14 protein-coding genes are annotated in these 16,704 nt (G+C 71.0%); 10 read left to right on the top strand and 4 right to left on the bottom strand.

Annotated elements, in window-relative coordinates; translation table 11 throughout:
* Window positions 1-2 precede the first annotated feature (2 nt).
* Together B3I25_RS01440 and B3I25_RS01435 are read left to right on the top strand one after the other, a co-directional pair.
* Window positions 3-911: a glycosyltransferase family 2 protein gene (locus B3I25_RS01440; protein WP_286737590.1), complete on the top strand. Its 909-nt coding sequence runs from the start codon at window positions 3-5 to the stop codon at window positions 909-911.
* Complete coding sequence (locus B3I25_RS01435; RefSeq protein ID WP_064845616.1) at window positions 905-2,164, top strand: lipopolysaccharide biosynthesis protein; 1,260 nt, start codon at window positions 905-907, stop codon at window positions 2,162-2,164. Before B3I25_RS01440 ends, B3I25_RS01435 begins: the two co-directional genes overlap by 7 nt.
* Before the next feature lie 113 nt (window positions 2,165-2,277).
* Here the strand turns inward: B3I25_RS01435 and B3I25_RS01430 are convergent, their stop codons facing one another.
* Genes B3I25_RS01430 through B3I25_RS01415 form a run of 4 tightly spaced genes read right to left on the bottom strand, consistent with a single transcriptional unit; the run spans window position 2,278 to window position 6,506 of the window.
* Complete coding sequence (locus tag B3I25_RS01430; protein WP_286737589.1) at window positions 2,278-3,033, bottom strand: zinc-binding dehydrogenase; 756 nt, start codon at window positions 3,031-3,033, stop codon at window positions 2,278-2,280.
* Window positions 3,034-3,093: 60 nt separating this feature from the next.
* The gene (locus B3I25_RS01425; protein WP_165189220.1) at window positions 3,094-4,095 is read right to left on the bottom strand and encodes a GDP-L-fucose synthase family protein; all 1,002 of its coding nucleotides are present in this window, start codon (window positions 4,093-4,095) and stop codon (window positions 3,094-3,096) included.
* Between the two features lie 59 nt (window positions 4,096-4,154).
* On the bottom strand, window positions 4,155-5,195 hold the full coding sequence (gene gmd / locus B3I25_RS01420) for a GDP-mannose 4,6-dehydratase (protein ID WP_035964951.1): 1,041 nt from the start codon (window positions 5,193-5,195) through the stop codon (window positions 4,155-4,157).
* A 51-nt stretch (window positions 5,196-5,246) separates the two neighbouring features.
* Window positions 5,247-6,506 carry a glycosyltransferase family 4 protein gene (locus B3I25_RS01415; RefSeq protein ID WP_286737588.1) on the bottom strand — a complete coding sequence of 420 codons (1,260 nt, stop codon included), beginning with the start codon at window positions 6,504-6,506 and terminating at the stop codon, window positions 5,247-5,249.
* 524 nt (window positions 6,507-7,030) lie between these two features.
* Here B3I25_RS01415 and B3I25_RS01410 point away from each other — a divergent pair.
* The 8 genes from B3I25_RS01410 to B3I25_RS01375 all read left to right on the top strand — a co-directional run bounded on the left by B3I25_RS01410 (window position 7,031) and on the right by B3I25_RS01375 (window position 16,639).
* Window positions 7,031-8,704, top strand: coding sequence for a hypothetical protein (locus B3I25_RS01410; RefSeq protein WP_286737587.1), 1,674 nt, complete (start codon window positions 7,031-7,033; stop codon window positions 8,702-8,704).
* On the top strand, window positions 8,692-9,837 hold the full coding sequence (locus tag B3I25_RS01405) for an alpha/beta hydrolase (RefSeq protein ID WP_064845612.1): 1,146 nt from the start codon (window positions 8,692-8,694) through the stop codon (window positions 9,835-9,837). The genes B3I25_RS01410 and B3I25_RS01405 overlap by 13 nt, the downstream gene beginning before the upstream one ends.
* Window positions 9,834-10,289 carry a holo-ACP synthase gene (locus B3I25_RS01400; protein ID WP_098053640.1) on the top strand — a complete coding sequence of 152 codons (456 nt, stop codon included), beginning with the start codon at window positions 9,834-9,836 and terminating at the stop codon, window positions 10,287-10,289. Before B3I25_RS01405 ends, B3I25_RS01400 begins: the two co-directional genes overlap by 4 nt.
* A gap of 82 nt (window positions 10,290-10,371) precedes the next feature.
* Entirely contained in the window at window positions 10,372-10,626 is a 255-nt protein-coding gene (locus B3I25_RS01395; protein WP_064845610.1) for an acyl carrier protein, read from the top strand.
* The gene (locus B3I25_RS01390) at window positions 10,619-11,824 is read left to right on the top strand and encodes an acyl-CoA dehydrogenase family protein (RefSeq protein ID WP_098053639.1); all 1,206 of its coding nucleotides are present in this window, start codon (window positions 10,619-10,621) and stop codon (window positions 11,822-11,824) included. Before B3I25_RS01395 ends, B3I25_RS01390 begins: the two co-directional genes overlap by 8 nt.
* Window positions 11,821-12,762 carry a hypothetical protein gene (locus tag B3I25_RS01385; RefSeq protein WP_098053638.1) on the top strand — a complete coding sequence of 314 codons (942 nt, stop codon included), beginning with the start codon at window positions 11,821-11,823 and terminating at the stop codon, window positions 12,760-12,762. The genes B3I25_RS01390 and B3I25_RS01385 overlap by 4 nt, the downstream gene beginning before the upstream one ends.
* Window positions 12,759-13,865, top strand: a complete 1,107-nt coding sequence (locus B3I25_RS01380; protein ID WP_064845608.1) for a DUF1839 family protein — start codon at window positions 12,759-12,761, stop codon at window positions 13,863-13,865. The genes B3I25_RS01385 and B3I25_RS01380 overlap by 4 nt, the downstream gene beginning before the upstream one ends.
* Window positions 13,866-13,870: 5 nt before the next feature.
* Window positions 13,871-16,639: a glycoside hydrolase family 2 protein gene (locus tag B3I25_RS01375; protein WP_286737583.1), complete on the top strand. Its 2,769-nt coding sequence runs from the start codon at window positions 13,871-13,873 to the stop codon at window positions 16,637-16,639.
* Window positions 16,640-16,704: the final 65 nt, after the last annotated feature.

Raw genomic sequence — 16,704 nt, 5'->3', positions numbered from 1 at the left:
GTGTGGAGGGGCGACCTCCGCGTTCCCGGGGCTTCATCAACGGGGAGTGGACCACTTTGCCCAGGCTTACTGTCATCATGCCCGCCTATCGGGCGGGCGCCACCGTGGAGAGTGCCATGCGTTCCACGCTGCGGGCCATGCCGCGGGACGCGGAGCTGGTGGTGTCCGTGGACGGCCCGGACGCCGAGACCGAACGTGCGGCCCGCCGGGTGACGGACCGCCGCGTCGTCGTCCGGACCGATGCCGTCAACCGGGGGACCGTGGCGTGCATGCGCCGGGCCCTGGAGTCCACGGACAGCGAGCTCGTGGCCCGCATGGACTCGGACGACATCTCCCTCCCGTGGCGTTTCCGGGTGGGCTTCCGGGCCGTGCGCCACGCGGACATCGTGTGCGGCACGGGGATCCGCTTCGGGCGGGGGATGCTCCCGCGCCCCGGGTACCCGGGCAGTCTCACGACCCGCGAGATCGGACTGCTGCTGCCGTTCGTCAACCCCCTGTTCCACTCGAGCATGCTCGCCACCCGGGAGGCGCTCGTAGCCGCGGACGCCTACGCGCGGCCCAACACCGCGGAGGACTACGTCCTGTGGCTCGACGCCCTGCGCGCCGGGGCCCGGATCGTGAAACTGGCCACCCCCGTGGTGGCCTACCGGTTGAGTGAGAGCCAGCTGTCGAGTTCGGACACCTACCTGGAGCGCATCGTCTCCGACCCCGAGATCCGGCGCGCGTGGACCGCGTGGGCCCACGCCTCCGGGCGGCCGTGGCTCGAGGCCAACGGCGGGGTCCCCGGATCCATCCGGGGCACGGGGGGACAGCTCGAGACCATCGTGGCCGGGGTGCGTCCCGGGACGCGGCACTACGCGCGGCGTCAGTTGGCGAGAGCCGCCACCCTCATCCCGGCGTCGGCATGCTGAACCAGATCAAGTCGCTCATCGAGCGCGCGATCCCGCGGATGTCCTCCGCGATCGTGATCCTCACGCTCGCCGCGTTCACGTCCCCGCACTACGTGGGTATTTACAACGTGGTGACCCTGCTCTACACGGCCATCCAGGTCACGATCGACTCCGGGGCCCGGTTCGCGGTGATCCGTGTGCTGACCGAACCCGGGGGCATGAAGATCATGAACCGCTACCGGGTGATCATGCCCGTCCTGGCCTTCGTGATCCTTACCGGGCTCATGCTGTTCCTTCTGCACAACGGGACGCTCGAGAACTGGGGCGAGTTCTTCCAGGTGCTGCCCGTGGCGCTCGCGCCCGGTTTCGGGGCCCTGGGTCTGCTGTACGTGGGCACGCTGCAGGCCACCAACCAGTGGGGGACCCTGGCCCGGATGCAGTTGCGGGCCTCCCTCGTGGGTCTGCTCGTGGGCGGGACCATCCTGGTGCTGACCCACTCGCTGCTGGGCCCGGCCCTGCAGCTGGCCGTCACGGAGGGCATGTTCGCCCTGCTGTGCTGGCGCCGTGCGCGCCGTAACACCCAGCCCCTGCCGCACTCCACGCCGGGCGAGCGTTCGATCCTCTCCGACATGGGCACGATGTCCGGCTACGCGCTGGTGTCCTGGTTCCAGGGCCAGGCCGAGCGACTGTTCATGGCCGTGTTCGCCGGTACCGCCGTCCTCGGTACCTACACCGCGGGCAGCGCCGTGGGCCGCGCCCCGGGGGACGCCCTGGCCGCGTCCACCGCGAACGTGGTGCGCGTGGGGATCGCGGACAAGGAGACCCCGGAGGAGATCCGGAGCGCGAGTGACCATTTGTTGCTGCGCGCGCTCATGCTCGCGTTCGCGTGCGTGCTGATCGCCCTCACTGCGAGTGTGGTCCTCACGCCCCTGCTGGGTGGCGACTGGAAACCCGCGATGTCCATGGTGCCGTTCATCGCCATGGTGTCCTTCCCCGTAGTGCTGTCCTGGGCGGCCTCCGTGCTGCTCGTGCGCACCGGTGCGGCCTGGAAGACGTTCGTGGGTCCGGTGATCGGCGTGGTCTTCGGTGCGCTGATCGCATGGGTCGCGTCGTTCGACCTGCACCTCGCGGCCACGCTGCTGGTCATCCGTGAGTTCGCCGTGGTCCTCGTCGCATACGTCCTGGTGGGACGCAGCGCGCCGTGGCGGTCGTTCCTGGTGGCTGCGGTCCTCTCGACCATCGGGCTGGCGGGCTGCTGGCTCCTGGTGGCGTAGGGCCAACGCACAGCCCGTTCCCGGTCTGCGGACGCAGCATGACGACATGACCACCTCGACCCCGGCGACCGGCCGGTCCACCTTCCTGCGCGGGCGCCTCGACGAGCCCGCGGTCACCGGCGGCGGGTCCCGCGGCGGCGTCGTCCTTTGAGGCCGCAACGGGTACGACGACGCCGCGCCCCTCCCGCTCCCCGCTCACCCGATGGTGGGTGGCCGCGGCGGGGGTGGTGCTGATCGGGGTGGTCGCGTTCAGTCGGCTCTACCTGGGGTACCACTGGCCCACGGACTTGACGGCTCGCTGCTGCTCGCGATCGCGATCCTGGGCGTGGACGCGTGGCGTCCCGCGGCGCGGCGGGCGGTGCTCCCTCGAGCGTGAGCACCGCCTCGATGGCCTCCTCGAGCACGGCGATCACGCCGGTGCATTCGATGGCGTAGTCCGCTGCCCCTCCGGTGATCTCCCGGATCCGTTCCAGCGAGTCCTCCTTCCCGGAATTGATCACGTGCGTGGCCCCGTAGCGCTGGGCGAGCTCCGGGCGGGAGTCATGCAGGTCCACCGCGATGATCGTGGCCGCGGCCGAATTGCGGGCCGCCATGATGGCCCCGAGCCCCACGGCGCCCACACCGTAGACCACCACGGATTCACCCGGGCCTGGGTTCGCGGTGTTGAGCACAGCTCCCGCCCCGGTGGTGATACCGCACGCAAGGGGGCCCGCGAGTTCCAGGGGAACAGACTCATCCACGGTGAGTTCTTCCCACCGGAACGGCGCATCGACGTGATCGACCACGTAGGCGTGGATGTTCATGGCCGCCTTCTCGAGCAGGGCGCTCGGCTCTGAACGCCGGGCTCCCATGCTATTTGCGGTCGGCACGCCGCGGCCATCCCCGCGGGGCAGCGGAGATGGCCCGCATCGCGCGGGGCATCCGGTCGCTCAGGCGCCCCGCGCCTGCTCGCGATTCGCGCGGTACCAGGCCACGGCGTCGTCGAGCCCGGTGGGCAGGTCGATCGAGGCGGACCAGCCCAGCGAGCGCAACAGGGAGACGTCCATAAGCTTGCGGGGCGTCCCGTCCGGCTTGGAGGTGTCCCACGAGGTGGTGCCCTCGTACCCGGTGGCCGAGGCCACGAGGCCGGCGAGTTCCTTGATGGTCACGTCCTCGCCGGTGCCCACGTTGACCTGCTGGGGCCCGTCGTAATGCTCCATGAGGTACAGGCACGCCGTGGCCAGGTCCGACACGTGCAGGAACTCGCGCCGCGGTGAACCCGAACCCCAGTTGGTGATCTCGGTGTCACCGGCACGCACGGCCTCGTCGTAGCGGCGGATCATGGCGGGCAGCACGTGGGAGCCGGACGGGGAGAAGTTGTCCCCGGGGCCGTAGAGGTTGGTGGGCATCGCAGAGATCCACGGCAGCCCGTACTGGCGTCGCATCGACTGCACGTGCAGGATGCCGGCGATCTTGGCGATCGCGTAGGCGTCGTTGGTGGGCTCCAGGTACCCCGTGAGCAGCGAGTCCTCGCGCAGCGGTTGTTCCGCGAGTTTGGGGTAGATGCAGGAGGAACCCAGGAACAGCACGCGTTCCACGCCGGCGGTGCGCGCGGCGTCCAGGATGTTGAGCTGGATCCGCAGGTTGTCGGACAGGAAGTCCACGGGCTGGGAATTGTTCGCGCCGATCCCGCCGACCTTGGCCGCCGCGAGCACGAGGTAGCGCGGCCTGTGCTCGGCTATGAACGCCTCCACGGCCGCACGGTCCCGCAGGTCCAGCTCACGGGAGCTCGCACCGATCAGGTTCTCGAAACCCTCGTCCTGGAGGTGACGCCAGATGGCGGAACCCACGAGACCGCGGTGACCGGCCACGTAGAACGGCGCGGAGCGGTCCAGCGCGCCGGGGGTGTAGGCGACGTCGTCGGTCGTGCGGGCATCGGCCGGGTCGCTCACCGTGTGCGGCCAGTGCTCCTGGCCGGCAGCGGTGTCCCGGCGGTTCGCCACGTCCGCGCTCACGCCGCGTGCTCCGGCGTCCAGATGCGCTCGGACACGGTGTCGATCCACGGGGAACCGGCGCACTCCAGGGCAGCGCGGTCCGCGTCCACCATGATCCGCGCGAGCTCCGGGGCGTGCACCGTGGCCTTCCACCCGAGCTTCTGCTCGGCCTTGGACGGGTCACCGATGAGCGCGTCCACCTCGGTGGGGCGCAGGTAACGGTCGTCGAAGCGGACGTGCTTCTCCCAGTCCAGCCCGGCGTGCTCGAACGCGGTCTCCAGGAACTCGCGCACCGTGGACGGGCGGCCCGTGGCCAGCACGAAGTCCTCCGGTTCGTCCACCTGGAGCATGCGCCACATGCCCTCCACGTACTCCGCCGCGTAGCCCCAGTCGCGCACGGCGTCCAGGTTGCCCATGTATAGCAGGTCCTGCTTGCCCGCCGCGATCGCGGCCACGGCACGCGTGATCTTGCGCGTCACGAACGTCTCGCCGCGGCGCGGGGACTCGTGGTTGAAGAGGATCCCGTTCACGGCGAACATGTCGTACGCCTCGCGGTAGTTCTTGGTGATCCAGTAGGAGTAGATCTTGGCCGCGCCGTACGGGGAGCGCGGGTAGAACGGGGTGTCCTCGTTCTGCGGCGGGGGAGTGGCCCCGAACAGCTCGGACGTGGAGGCCTGGTAGAAGCGGCACTTCACCCCGGCGCGGCGCACGGCCTCGAGCAGACGGACCGTGCCGAGGCCCGTGGTGTCACCCGTGTGCTCGGGCTCGTCGAAGGACACGCGCACGTGCGACTGGGCCGCGAGGTTGTAGACCTCATCCGGGTCTATCTCGCCCAGCAGCGTGACCAGACGGGCGGCGTCGGAAAGATCGCCGTAGTGCAGGAACAACCGCGCCTGCGGGTCGTGCGGGTCCTGGTACAGGTGGTCGATGCGGGACGTGTTGAACGTGGACGCGCGGCGGATCAGGCCGTGGACCTCGTAGCCCTTGGCGAGCAACAGCTCCGCGAGGTAGGAACCGTCCTGCCCGGTGATGCCGGTGATGAGTGCTTTCTTGGTCATGAGTGGTCTCCCCTGTGTGACGTGGTACGTCGGGACGGGTGTCCCGGCCGATCAGGAATGCAGTGCCGCCGCAGGTGCGGTGGTCTCGGTGGGTAGCAGTGCGCGCAGCGCGGTGCTGAAGGCGCGGACCGCGGCGCCGGCGCTGAGCACGTCGCGCACGTAGCGGCGTCCGCCGCGGTGCGTGGCGCCGCCGGTCGCGATCCACTCCTCGTGCAGTTGCAGGGCGCCCGCCACGAGTGCCTCGGGATCCCCGGGCGCCACACGGATGCCCGCGCCCGCGGCGTCGAGCTCGGCGGCGGACGGGCTCTCGGCCTCGACGGCCGCGAGCACGGGACGGCCAGCGGTGAAGTAGCTCGTGAGCTTGCTCGGGACGCACATCTCCTTGAGCCCCGGTCGTTCGTTGACCAGCAGGACGTCCGCGGCGCGCAGCAGTCCGGCGTAGGTCTCGTCGTCGACCCCGGGCAGGACCTCGAAGCGCGGCGTGCGCCGGGCCAGCTCCTCGAGCTGCGGGCGTTGGTGCCCGCCGCCCACGAGCACGAATCGCAGCGGCGCTCCCGTGCGCTCGGCAACGTCCGCGGCCGCGGCGACGTTCGCGAGGTCCTGTTTGGCACCCATGTTGCCCGTGTGCAGGACGACGACGTCGCCCGCGCCCCACCCGAAACGACGCCGTAGTTCGTCGGTGTCCACCGAGGGGGTCTGGGAGATGTGGGTCCAGTTGCGCACGGTGCTGATCCGGCGCGCGGGCACGGCCATCTCGCGGCGCAGGTAGTCCGAGAAGCGGTCGTGGATCACGACCACCCCCTGGCACGAGCGCAGGAAGGTGCTCTCGATACCGCGCATGACGCGCGCCACGGGTCCGCTCGCCGCGCCGGTCTCGGTGAGCCCGGCGGTGTAGATGTCCTGCACCCACGCGATCACCGGCGTGCGGCTCAGCGCGGCGCGCACCCGCACGATCGCCGACGAGAACAGGGCGGGGCTCACGACCACGACGGCGTCGGGATCGCCCCACGCGGCGGTCGCGGCACGCAGACCGAAGACGATCTCCATTCCCAGCCGGCGCAGCTGTCCGGCGTCGTGGGGAACGGGGTGCGGCACGCGCAGGACGGGCACGCCGTCGATCTCCTCGTGCGCGGCGCGGCGGTGCGAATAACCTTCGTGGACGCGCCACTGCGGGTAGTGCGGGAGACCCGTGATGACCCGGGCGTCCCATCCCTCCTCGCGCAGCGCGCGAGCCATGCCGGCGGTGTACGGCGCGATGCCCGTGTGTTCCGGTGAATAGTTGAGTCCGATGATCAGGACGCGTGCTGCCACGCTATCTCCTCCCCCATGAAAAGCGGAGCAGCTCAGCCGCTGCCGCTTTTCCCGAATGGGCGGACTTCCCCAGTCCGCCTCCGCGCCACGTGGTGCAGCGATGCCTCATGGCTGTCCCACCGGGAGCGGTGAATGTCGCCGAAACACGAATCCCGCGTGTCCCGACGTTTGCCATCATAATCGTGTGCACAAGCACCTAACACCACAGTGGTGACAATTCTGTGTGGGCTCATATAGGTACACGTCGGTATCGCCTCAGGTGGGAGCGCGAAAAACAGTGATCTTGATGTAAAACCACACATTAGGGGACGGTAATCTCGGTCACGACCGGCGTCTCCCTGGCTATGCTTTATGAGTGCAAACATGCACGACTCCCGCGGGGGAACGCCGAAGCGACGCGGAGTTCGGGGCATCGATCCGCACTTCGGGGTGGGGCCCGGTCTTCGAGAGGGCACCCCATCGCCACGGGGGACGTGCGAAGGGGCGCGGCTGAGGCGCACCGGAGCAGAACTGGGGGAGATTTCATGCGTATTGCCGGGCAGGCAACTTTCTTGACGGGCCACGACCACACCATCCACGCGTGGGTCCACGGCCCCGCGGACGATCGTGTGCGCGGCGCCGTGATCGTGGCGCCGGCCTTGGCGCGCGAGGAGGTCGTGAGTCACCGCAGCATGCGCCTCGTGGCCGCGCGCGCCGCGGAATCCGGGTGGCTCGTGATCCGCCTGGCGTGGAGCGGGACCTCCGAATCCGGTGCGCGTCCGGCCCTGAGCAACCCGCTCGAGGTGTGGCACGAGGACCTTGCGGTGGCCCACCGTGCCGCGCGGGAGCTCGTAGGACCTGATCTGCCCGTGCACGGGATCGGGCTGCGCATCGGTGCGGGTGTGCTCGCGACCTCACCCCTGCCGTTCGATCGGCGCGTGCTGTGGGAACCGGTCTCGGGCGCCGTCTACATGCGCCAGTACACGGGCCTGCGGCGCACGAGCGGGTTGATCCTGCCGCCCGAGGTCCCCGACGGCGTGGAGATCGGCGGCGCACACTTCACCGACGCCGAAGCCGCGGCCATCCGCGCCCTACCGGATCCCCGCAAGATCAAGACCCCGGGTCTGATCACGGTGCGCGAGGAGGACCGGCGCATCGCCAAGAAGTTATACGGCGTGGCCGCGATCTACGCGAAGGCGAGCCCGGAGGCGATCGCCGCCCTCGTGGGTCGACTGGACCATTCCGTCCCCACCACGTCCCACAGGGAGGACTGGGTGGACGTGAGCGGCTGGCGTCCCACGACGACCGCGTGCTTCCATGTGGCGGAGTTCGGCGCGGAGGTCCAGGAGGACCTGCTGGAGCTGGGCCCGGACCACTTGCCGGCCTCCTACACCCACCCCGTGGGCCGCGACGGCACCGGGGCCGGCGCGGTGCTGCTCGCACCGCCGTCCGCGGACCCCAAGGACGGGCCCACGGGACTGTGGACCGTACAGGCACGCCGACTCGCCGCGCGCGGTGTCCCCGCGCTGCGCATCGAGCGTCACCACTGCGGTGACGCCGCTGGCCTGGACGAGGTCAAGGACATCAACCCTTACACGGGGCAGGGCGTGGCGGACCTGGACCTGGGTGCCGCGTGGCTGGCCGAGCGCACCGGGGAAAAAGTCACCGGGGTGGGGCTGTGCGTGGGCGGCTGGCTGGTCGCCATGGCCCCGCCCACGAGCGCCATGACCACCCGCGTGGTGCTCAACAACGTGGCGTGGCGCGCGGCGGAGAGCTACTACGACAAGCTCTATCGCAACTGGGACGTGGACGCCGTGCTGGAACAGCTGCGCACCATGAGCGACGTGGAGGTCACCACGAGCTGGCGCACGCGCGCCAAGGACCGGGTGCGCCGCCGCATGCCGTACATCGCGTGGCTCGTGCTGGGCCGGCGCAACATCCCCAACGTTCCCGAGGTGGTCATGGAGTACGCGTCCCGGGGCGCCGAGGTCACGTTCTACTTCGGGCCGGAGGACGGTCTGCTCTTCCAGCAGGAACGCGGGGAGGAGGGTCTGGCCCGGTTGCAGCGCCAGGGCCGCCGGATCAGGGTGGCCCACGTGCCCGCCCTGGACCACTCCCTCCAGGCCCACGCCTCACGCCTCACGGCCCTCGAGATCGTGGACGCCGCCCTGGGCCTGAGCCCCTCACCCGCCGAGGAGGTCGTCCCGTGCGCCGTCTGAGAACACGCAGCGCCCGCGCGCTCGCCGGGTGCGCCCTCACAGCCGTGCTGCTGAGCGGCTGCGCGGCCGGCGGGTCCGGCGACCACGCGCCGTCCTCCTCCGGTGAGAGCCTGGGTTTCGACGACGCCGCGCTGTCCCGGGTGGGTTTCGCGGACCCGCAGCAACTCACGCAACCGTCCCACGGGATCACCGTGACGGGTGCGCGGGGGCTCTCGGAGCGGGCCGCGGAACTCGCGGTGAGCACGGACCAGGTCTCTGCCGAGGCCCCGGGCGGGCGCAACTCGGTGGTGGTGATCACCCCGCAGGACTACGACCCCGCGAAGAAGTACCCGGTGGTGTATCTCCTCCCGGGCAGCGGTGCCACGGAGGCCCCTGCCCTGCAGTGGTACGAGGCGGGTCAGGCCGAGCAGCTCACCCAGGGTCTGCCCGTGATCACTGTCATCGTGAGCGGGGGCAAGGTGGGCTGGTACTCGGACTGGGCGTCCCAGGAGGAACTCACGCAGAACTGGGAGACATTCCACCTGGACCAGGTGGTGCCGTGGGTGGATCAGCACCTGTCCACCAGGGCGGACCGCGAGCACCGCGTGATCATCGGCAACTCGATGGGCGGGTACGGCGCCATGCGCTACGCCGAGCAACGTCCCGATCTCTTCGGGGAGGCCGTGAGCCTGTCCGGGTTGCTGGACCTGTCCTCGGATGAGGCCAAGCAGACGATCGCCACGGGATCCCAGGAGGCCACGGGCCGCACCGATTCGGTGTTCGGCAACGGCTCGGTCACGACCGAGGAACAGTGGCGTGCGAACGATCCCGCGGTCCGGAGCGGGGAGCTCAAGAGTGTCCACGTGCAACTCTTCGCCGGCCGGGGCAACGGCCAGGAGGGGGACATCGAACCCGCTCTGAAGGACACCACGGTGACCATGGCGCGCGAGCTCGAGTCACAGGGAGTGGATTACCAGTACACCGAGTACGGCCAGGCGGGCCAGTGCAACGGCGGCCACGAGTTCCCGTGCTGGACCCCCGCGGCCACGGTCGCCCTCGGGCGCTGGGCCGATCGGGTGGGCGTGAAGCGCACCTCGCCCCAGCCGTCGGTGCCCTCGGCATTCGAGGACGTGACCTCACGGAGCTCGTCATGACGAGCGCGCCCGTGACCGTGACACGCGGGACCGAGGCAGGGGACGGCGTCGTCGGCGTACCCCGCGTGGGCTGCGACCTGCAGGAGGTCGCGCCCGTGGCCGAAGCGCTCGCGCAGCGCGGGCAGCGGTACCTGCGGGCACTGTTCGCGCCCGAGGAGATCGCCGACCTCACGCGTCCGGACGGACGCCCGCTCGCGGCGGAGTCCGTGGCGGGGCGCTTCGCGGCCAAGGAGGCCGTGTTGAAGGTCTTGCGCCCGAGCGCCGACGACGCCGTGGCCTGGCCCCAAATCATGATCCGCTCGGACGCCCACGGTGCCCCTCGCGTGGAACTGCGGGGCACGGCCGCCCGCCTGGCCCGCGGCGCCGGACTCGGGGCGTGGAGCGTGAGCACGTCCCACGACGGAGGCTTCGCGATGGCCGTGGCCCTGGCCATCCGCTCACCCCAGCCCTGACCGGAGGCCAGACCACCGCGCCGACCGGTACCCGGGGCGCGGACATCGAAAACCACCACATCAACCGAAAGAGGTTCACCCCATGGATTCCACCGCCATCGAGACCACCGTCCGCTCCGTGCTGGGCCAGCACGGGAAGCTGTCCGAGGACGCCGGGACGATCGCCGCGGATGCGGACCTGTACCGCGCAGGCATGACCTCCCACGCGTCCGTGAACGTGATGCTGGGCCTGGAGGACGAGTTCGACATCGAGTTCCCCGAGGAGCGCCTGACCAAGGCCACGTTCACGTCCATCAACTCCATCACCGAGGCCGTGGAGGCGATCAACAATGACTGATCATGCGGTACTGACCGACACCCCGCAGCGGGGTGCCGAGGACACCGACCGGGCCGAGCGGGTCGCCGCGCGCGCGGAGGCCGTGGCCGCCGTGGCGCGCGAGTTCGCGGACGCGGTGGACTCGGAGTCCCGGTTCCCGCGGGAGGCCATCGAGGAGGCCCGCGCCCAGGGCCTGTTGGCCGCGCCGATCCCGGAAGCGGATGGTGGGCTGGGCTACAGCATCACCGAGCTGTGCCGGATGCTCGAGCGCGTGGGTCGGGAGTGCACCTCCACGGCCATGATCCTGGCCATGCACCACTCCCAGGTGCTGTGCCTCACCCGCCACGCGGACACCGACTTCCTGCGGGACTACACCCGCCGTGTGGCCGCCGAGGGGCTGTTGTTGGCCTCCGCCACGACCGAGGCCCAGATCGGCGGGGACACCCGCAATTCCACGTGCGCCGTGCGCCCGATCGAGGACGGCCGGGTGGCCCTGCACAAGAGCTGCCCCGTGATCTCCTACGGTGCGTACGCGGACGCGATCCTGGTGACCGCGCGGCGCAGCGAGGACGCGGCGTCGAGCGACCAGGTGCTGTTGGTGGTCGAGGCCGAGAACCTGCAGCTGGACCGCCAGCGTGGCTGGGACGCCCTGGGGATGCGGGGCACGTGCTCCGAGTCCTTCGAGCTGGACGCCACCACGCCCGCGGACGCCATGTTCACGGTGCTGTTCGAGACGATCTCCGCGCAGACCATGCTCCCGGCGGCCCACTGCCTGTGGGCCTCCGCGTGGTTGGGCATGGCTACCCAGGCCGGGCTCACCGCCCGGTCCGTGGTGCAAAAGGCCGCGCGTAAGACCCCGGGGACCACACCGCCGTCCGCGCTGCGGCTCGCGGAACTCGAGGTGCAGCTGCAGTCCATGACGGACGTGGTGCGTGCGAGCGTGGCCCGCTACGAGGCCGCGTGGGACGATCCGGCCGTGACCGAGTCCATGCAGTTCGCGATCGCCATGAACACCCTCAAGGTCTCGGGCGCGGAAGCAGTGCGCCGGATCGTGGGGGACGCCATGGTGATCGTGGGCATCACCGCTTTCGCCAATCGTTCGCCCGTGAGCCTGGCCCGGTTGTACCGGGACAGCATCGGGCCCTCGGTCATGGTCAACAACGACCGCATCCTGCTCCACACCGCCACACTCCAACTCGTTTCCAGGGGGCAACGATGAGCGCCACGGACACCACACAGGACCTCTCCCAGCTGCAGGACACCTTCCGCGGGGGCCTCGAGGCCCACGGCTGGTTCCTGCCCACCCTCGGGGACGGCGTGACCGGGCTCGGTCCGCAGGCCGAGGACGTCGTGCAGGGCATCGCCGCCGCGGCCCGCAAGGTCGCGGCGCGGCTGTCCCCGGACGCCGGCACGCGCCGGTTGCGCTTCCCACCGGTCAACGGGACCCGGTTGCTCGAGCGCACGGACTACGTCGCGTCCTTCCCACAACTGCTCGGGACCATCTCCGCGTTCGAGGGCGACAACAAGGCCCACCGTGAGCTGCTCGCCACGTACGAGGAGCACGGTGACTGGTCCGCCCAGCTCACCCCGGCCGGCCACGCGCTGGTCCCCGCGGTGTGCCACCCCTTGTACGCGTACCTCGAGGGCTCGCAGGTGGACGGCTCGGTGTTCGAGCTCGTGGGCGAGTGCTACCGCCACGAGCCCAGCCCGGACCCCATGCGTTTCGTGACCTTCCGGATGTTCGAGGCGGTGTGCCTGGGCACGCCGCAGGAGGCCCGGGAGCACCGCGAGAAGTGGCTCGAGGCGGGGACCAACCTGCTGAGCTCCCTGGGGCTCGAGGTCCACGCGGACACCGCCAACGACCCGTTCTTCGGCCGCGCGGGGCGCCTGCTCAGCGCGGGTCAGCGCGAGGCGCAGTTGAAGTTCGAGATCCTCACGGAGGTCTACCCGGGGCATCCCACCGCGATCGCCTCCGCGAACCTGCACGAGGACCACTTCGGGGAGAGCTTCCACCTGCACACCGCCGACGGCGCCGTGGCCCACTCCGCGTGCTTCGGCTTCGGTCTGGAGCGGGTGGCCCTGGCCCTGGCCATGCGCCACGGTTTCGACACCGCCGCGTGGCCCGCGACCGTGCGTCAGGAACTGGGGTTGCCATGACCGCCGTGACCGTGAACCACGGTGGGTCGGCGGGTACCGCGTCCGTGCGGGAGCCCTTCGGCCACGAGGTCCTGGCCGTGCGCGGGTGCGAGTCGCTCACCGTGGCGAACGCACCGCGCTCCGTCCTGCACGACCCGGCGGAACCGTGGTCACCCACGAACTGCTACATGGACGTGTGGATCGGTCTCACCGCGACCCTCGGGTTGGACCCGCTGCCCATGCTCGGGGCCGCGTTCAGCGCGGACTTCCTGGGGGACCAGTGGGAGTTCCTCAAGCCCCGGCAGGAGGACCTTGAGACGCTCTACGGCCTCACGGTGGGGGAGTACGACACGTGGCGGCCCCTGGCCGAACACGTGCAGCTGGTGATGTCCCGCGGGGACGCCCTGATCGTGGAGGTGGACGCTTATCACCTCCCGGATACCGAGGGCGTGTCCTACGGGCGGGCCCATACCAAGACGTCCATCGTGCCGTTGCGCCTGGATCCGGTCGCGGGGGAACTCGTCTACCTGCACAACGACGGTGTCCACGTGCTGCACGGGGAGGACCTCGACAACGCGCTGGGCACGGGTGTGGGTTCCGGGTGGGTCCCGTACCCGTACGTGGAACTCGTGCGACTGGACGGCATCCGGTCCCTGGCGCCCGAGGCGCTGTGGCAGCGCGCCGTCGAGATCGCGCGGGGGCACCTGCGCCGCGCCCCGGACGCCGGGACGGGCAATACCGCGCACCCCGATCCGGCCGACCGGCTCGTGGCCGCGATCCGGGAGCACGTCCCGGTGCTCGCCGAGCGGGGCATGGAGTACTTCCACCAGTACTCGTTCGCGACGACGCGCCAGGCCGGTCTCACGTCCGGGCTCGCCGCCCACGCGTGCCGGTACCTGTCCCGCGGTGCGCAGGAGTGGCCGAGCGACTTGGACGCGGAGCAGCTGATCGAGGCCGCCGAGCAGTTCGACGCCGCCGCCGGCGCCGCCAAGGCCCTGCAGTTCAAGCTCGCCCGGGCGGCCTCGGGCAGGACACCGCGGATCGACTCGTCCGCGGAGGCGTTCGTGGCCGGGCACACCGCGGGCATGCGCGTGGTGCGTGAGGCCCTGGGCCTGGGGGAGTGACCGGGGTGCGCGACGCCGCGTGGACGCTCCGGCGCCTCGACCCGTCGCAGGACCCGGGCGATGCCCTCGCTCGTGGGATTCCCGCGCGGGTCCCGGGGACGGTGTCCGGTGCCCTGCGGGACGCCCTCGGGGAGGACCGCGTGGCCACCGTGCTGGCCACTGACGGTCCCGACACAGTGTGGGAGTACCGCACCCGGGTCACCACCGCCGGTAGTCGGCACCGGTTCATGTCCACGGGCGTGGCCACCGTGGCGCAGCTGCTGGTCGCGGACCGGGTCGTGCACGAGTCCCACAGTGCCTTCGCACCGTGGGACGTGATCGTGGAGCTGCCGTCCGGGCCGTGTGAGATCGCCCTGCGGGTCCTGCCCACGGCGTCCGTGAGCGTGCCGCGCAAGCCGCGCGCCCGCTGGTTGTCGCCGCTCGTGTCTGACCGCTCCCTGCGGTGGCGCCGTACCCCGCTGATCGGCTCGATCGACTGGCCCGGTGCGCTGCCCGTCCTGGGTCCGTGGGGCGGCCTGCGCGCTGTCCCACTTCCTTCTTCCGCCGACGACGACACCCCCCACCCCTCGCTCGGACTCGTACCGCGCGCGGTGCGCACGCGGGTCGGGGAGGACGGTAGCGGCGTCGTGACCGTGGAACTCGGCCCGACCACGGGTACGACCCCGGATCTTTACGCGGACACGGCCGGGAGCGCGGGCGCGGCCGCGGAGCTGGCGGACGTCGGATGCTCAGCGGACCCGGACGTTCCGGTGGCCCGCGGCGCTGCGGTGGAACATGCGCGTGAAACCGTACACATCACCGTGGAGCCTCCCTATGAGGTGGACGCGCAGCCGGTGGCCGCCGAGCGCGTCGTGACCGCGTCCGATGCCACATCGCGCGAAACGTTCACCGTGGACGTGACCGTGCCCGACCCCGCGCTGTGGTGGCCGCACGGGATGGGCGAGCAACCGCTGTACCGGGTGCGGGTGCGCACCGGGCAGGGGGAATGCACGTACGCCGTGGGGTTCCGGTCGGTGTGTGCCGAACCGCGGGACCGGGACCATCGCGGTTTGGCCCTGCGGATCAATGACGTCCCCGTGTTCGCGAGGGGTGCCGTGTGGGCCGGTGCGGACCCCTTCGAGGTGGCCGCAGACCCGCAGCGCACCCGCGACGTGCTGGAACGCCTGCACGCGGGCGGCAGCACCATGATCCGCGTCCCGGGAACGGCGTGCTACGAGACCGAGGACTTCCACCGCGCGTGCGACGAGCTGGGTCTCATGGTCTGGCAAGACGTGGCCCTGGGGCCTCAGGACCCGCCGGACGATTCCGAGTGGCGCGCCGGGCTGCGCCACGAGGTCCGATACCTCGCCTCGCGGTTGGCCTCTCATCCGTCCACGGTCGTGATCTCCGGGGGCACCGAGGTCATCCAGGCCCCCGTGCTCGCAGGCCGGCCCGCCGAGCAGTGGCGCACGGACGTGGTCCTGCGGGACGTTCCCCGTGCGGTCGGGGAGGCCGATGCGGACGTGGTGGTCGTTCCGTCCTCTCCGTGCTCGGACGCGGACCTGGACGCCGCGCAGCACGCGTACGAGACGGGCGAGGCCTCGGGGGAGCGGGCGGCGTCGTCGTCGGTGCCGACCGTCGCTCCCACGGACGCGGCCGACGGCGTGTCCCACTACTTCGGGGTGGGGGCCTACGGGCGACCGCTCGAGGACGCGGTGACCCGCGGGGTGCGGTTCGCGGCGGAGGCGTTGGCCTTCGCGGTGCCGCCGGAACCCGCCGCGGTGCGGGAGCAATTCGGGACGGACGGTCCGCTGGACGATGGGGATTCCGCGGACGCGTGGCGCGCCGGTGTCGCCCACGACCCGGGGGCGCAATGGACCTTCGAGGACACCACCGCGATCTATGTCCACCGACTGTTCCTGGACCGGGACAGCGATCCGGACGCCGGTCTGGCGACCCCGGGGCAGCCCGCGTCCGACGGCGCAGGGACGGGTCACGTCGAGCGCCTCGAGTACGAGCGCGCCGCGCTCGCCCACGTGTTCCAGCGGACTTTCGCCCAGTGGCGCAGCGAGGAGTCGCCGTGCCGGGGAGCGCTCGTGCTCTCGGCGCTGTCCATGGCCGCGGGGCCCGGGTGGGGTGTCCTGGATGCTTCCGGGCGGCCCACCGCCGCGTGGTACGGGATGCGCCGGGCGTGCGCGCCCGTGGCCGTGTCCTTCCTCCCCGCCGGCGGCGACGGACTACCCGTCCATGTCTGGAACGACGGCCCGACCCCGCTCACGGCCACACTGCGACTGACCGTGGCCACGGTGCACGGCGGCTGCCAGCAACCCCTCGACATCCCGGTCACGGTGCCCGCGCGCGGCGAGACCGTGATCCGCGCGGACCTCGCGGACGGTACGTTCCGGGACCTTGACCACGCGTACGGTTTCGGCGAGCGGGAGTACGACGCCGTGTCCGCCCAGCTCGTGAACCCCTCCGGTCGCGTGCTCGCCCGGGACGTCCACCTGACCGGGGGACCGCGACGCAACGATGCACCCGATCCGGGACTCGACGCTCACTGGGTCAGGACGGAACAGGGGGAGTGGTCGGTGGCCGTGACGGCGTTCGGACTTGCGCGATTCGTGGCCCTGGACCTGCCCCGCGGGGCCGTGGCCGAGGACGGCTACGTCCATGTGCTCCCGGGTGAGACGGTGCACGTTCCGGTCAGCGGAGCCCTCACCGACGAGGGTCGTGCGGCCACGCGGGTGCGGGCGCTGGGCGTCCCATCGGTTCCGGTGGGCGCCGAGTCCGAGTAGCCGACGATCTATCAACGGGCCGGGTGAAGCGTCACCTCATAACGGCCCCATGAGCCGTATCGACG

This window comes from Kocuria sp. UBA1838 (genome assembly GCF_002338785.1).
In the GTDB taxonomy this organism is placed as follows: Bacteria; Actinomycetota; Actinomycetes; order Actinomycetales; family Micrococcaceae; genus Kocuria; species Kocuria marina.
Note: the sequence above shows the minus strand (reverse complement) of the source record. Positions and strands in the feature narration are given on the sequence as shown.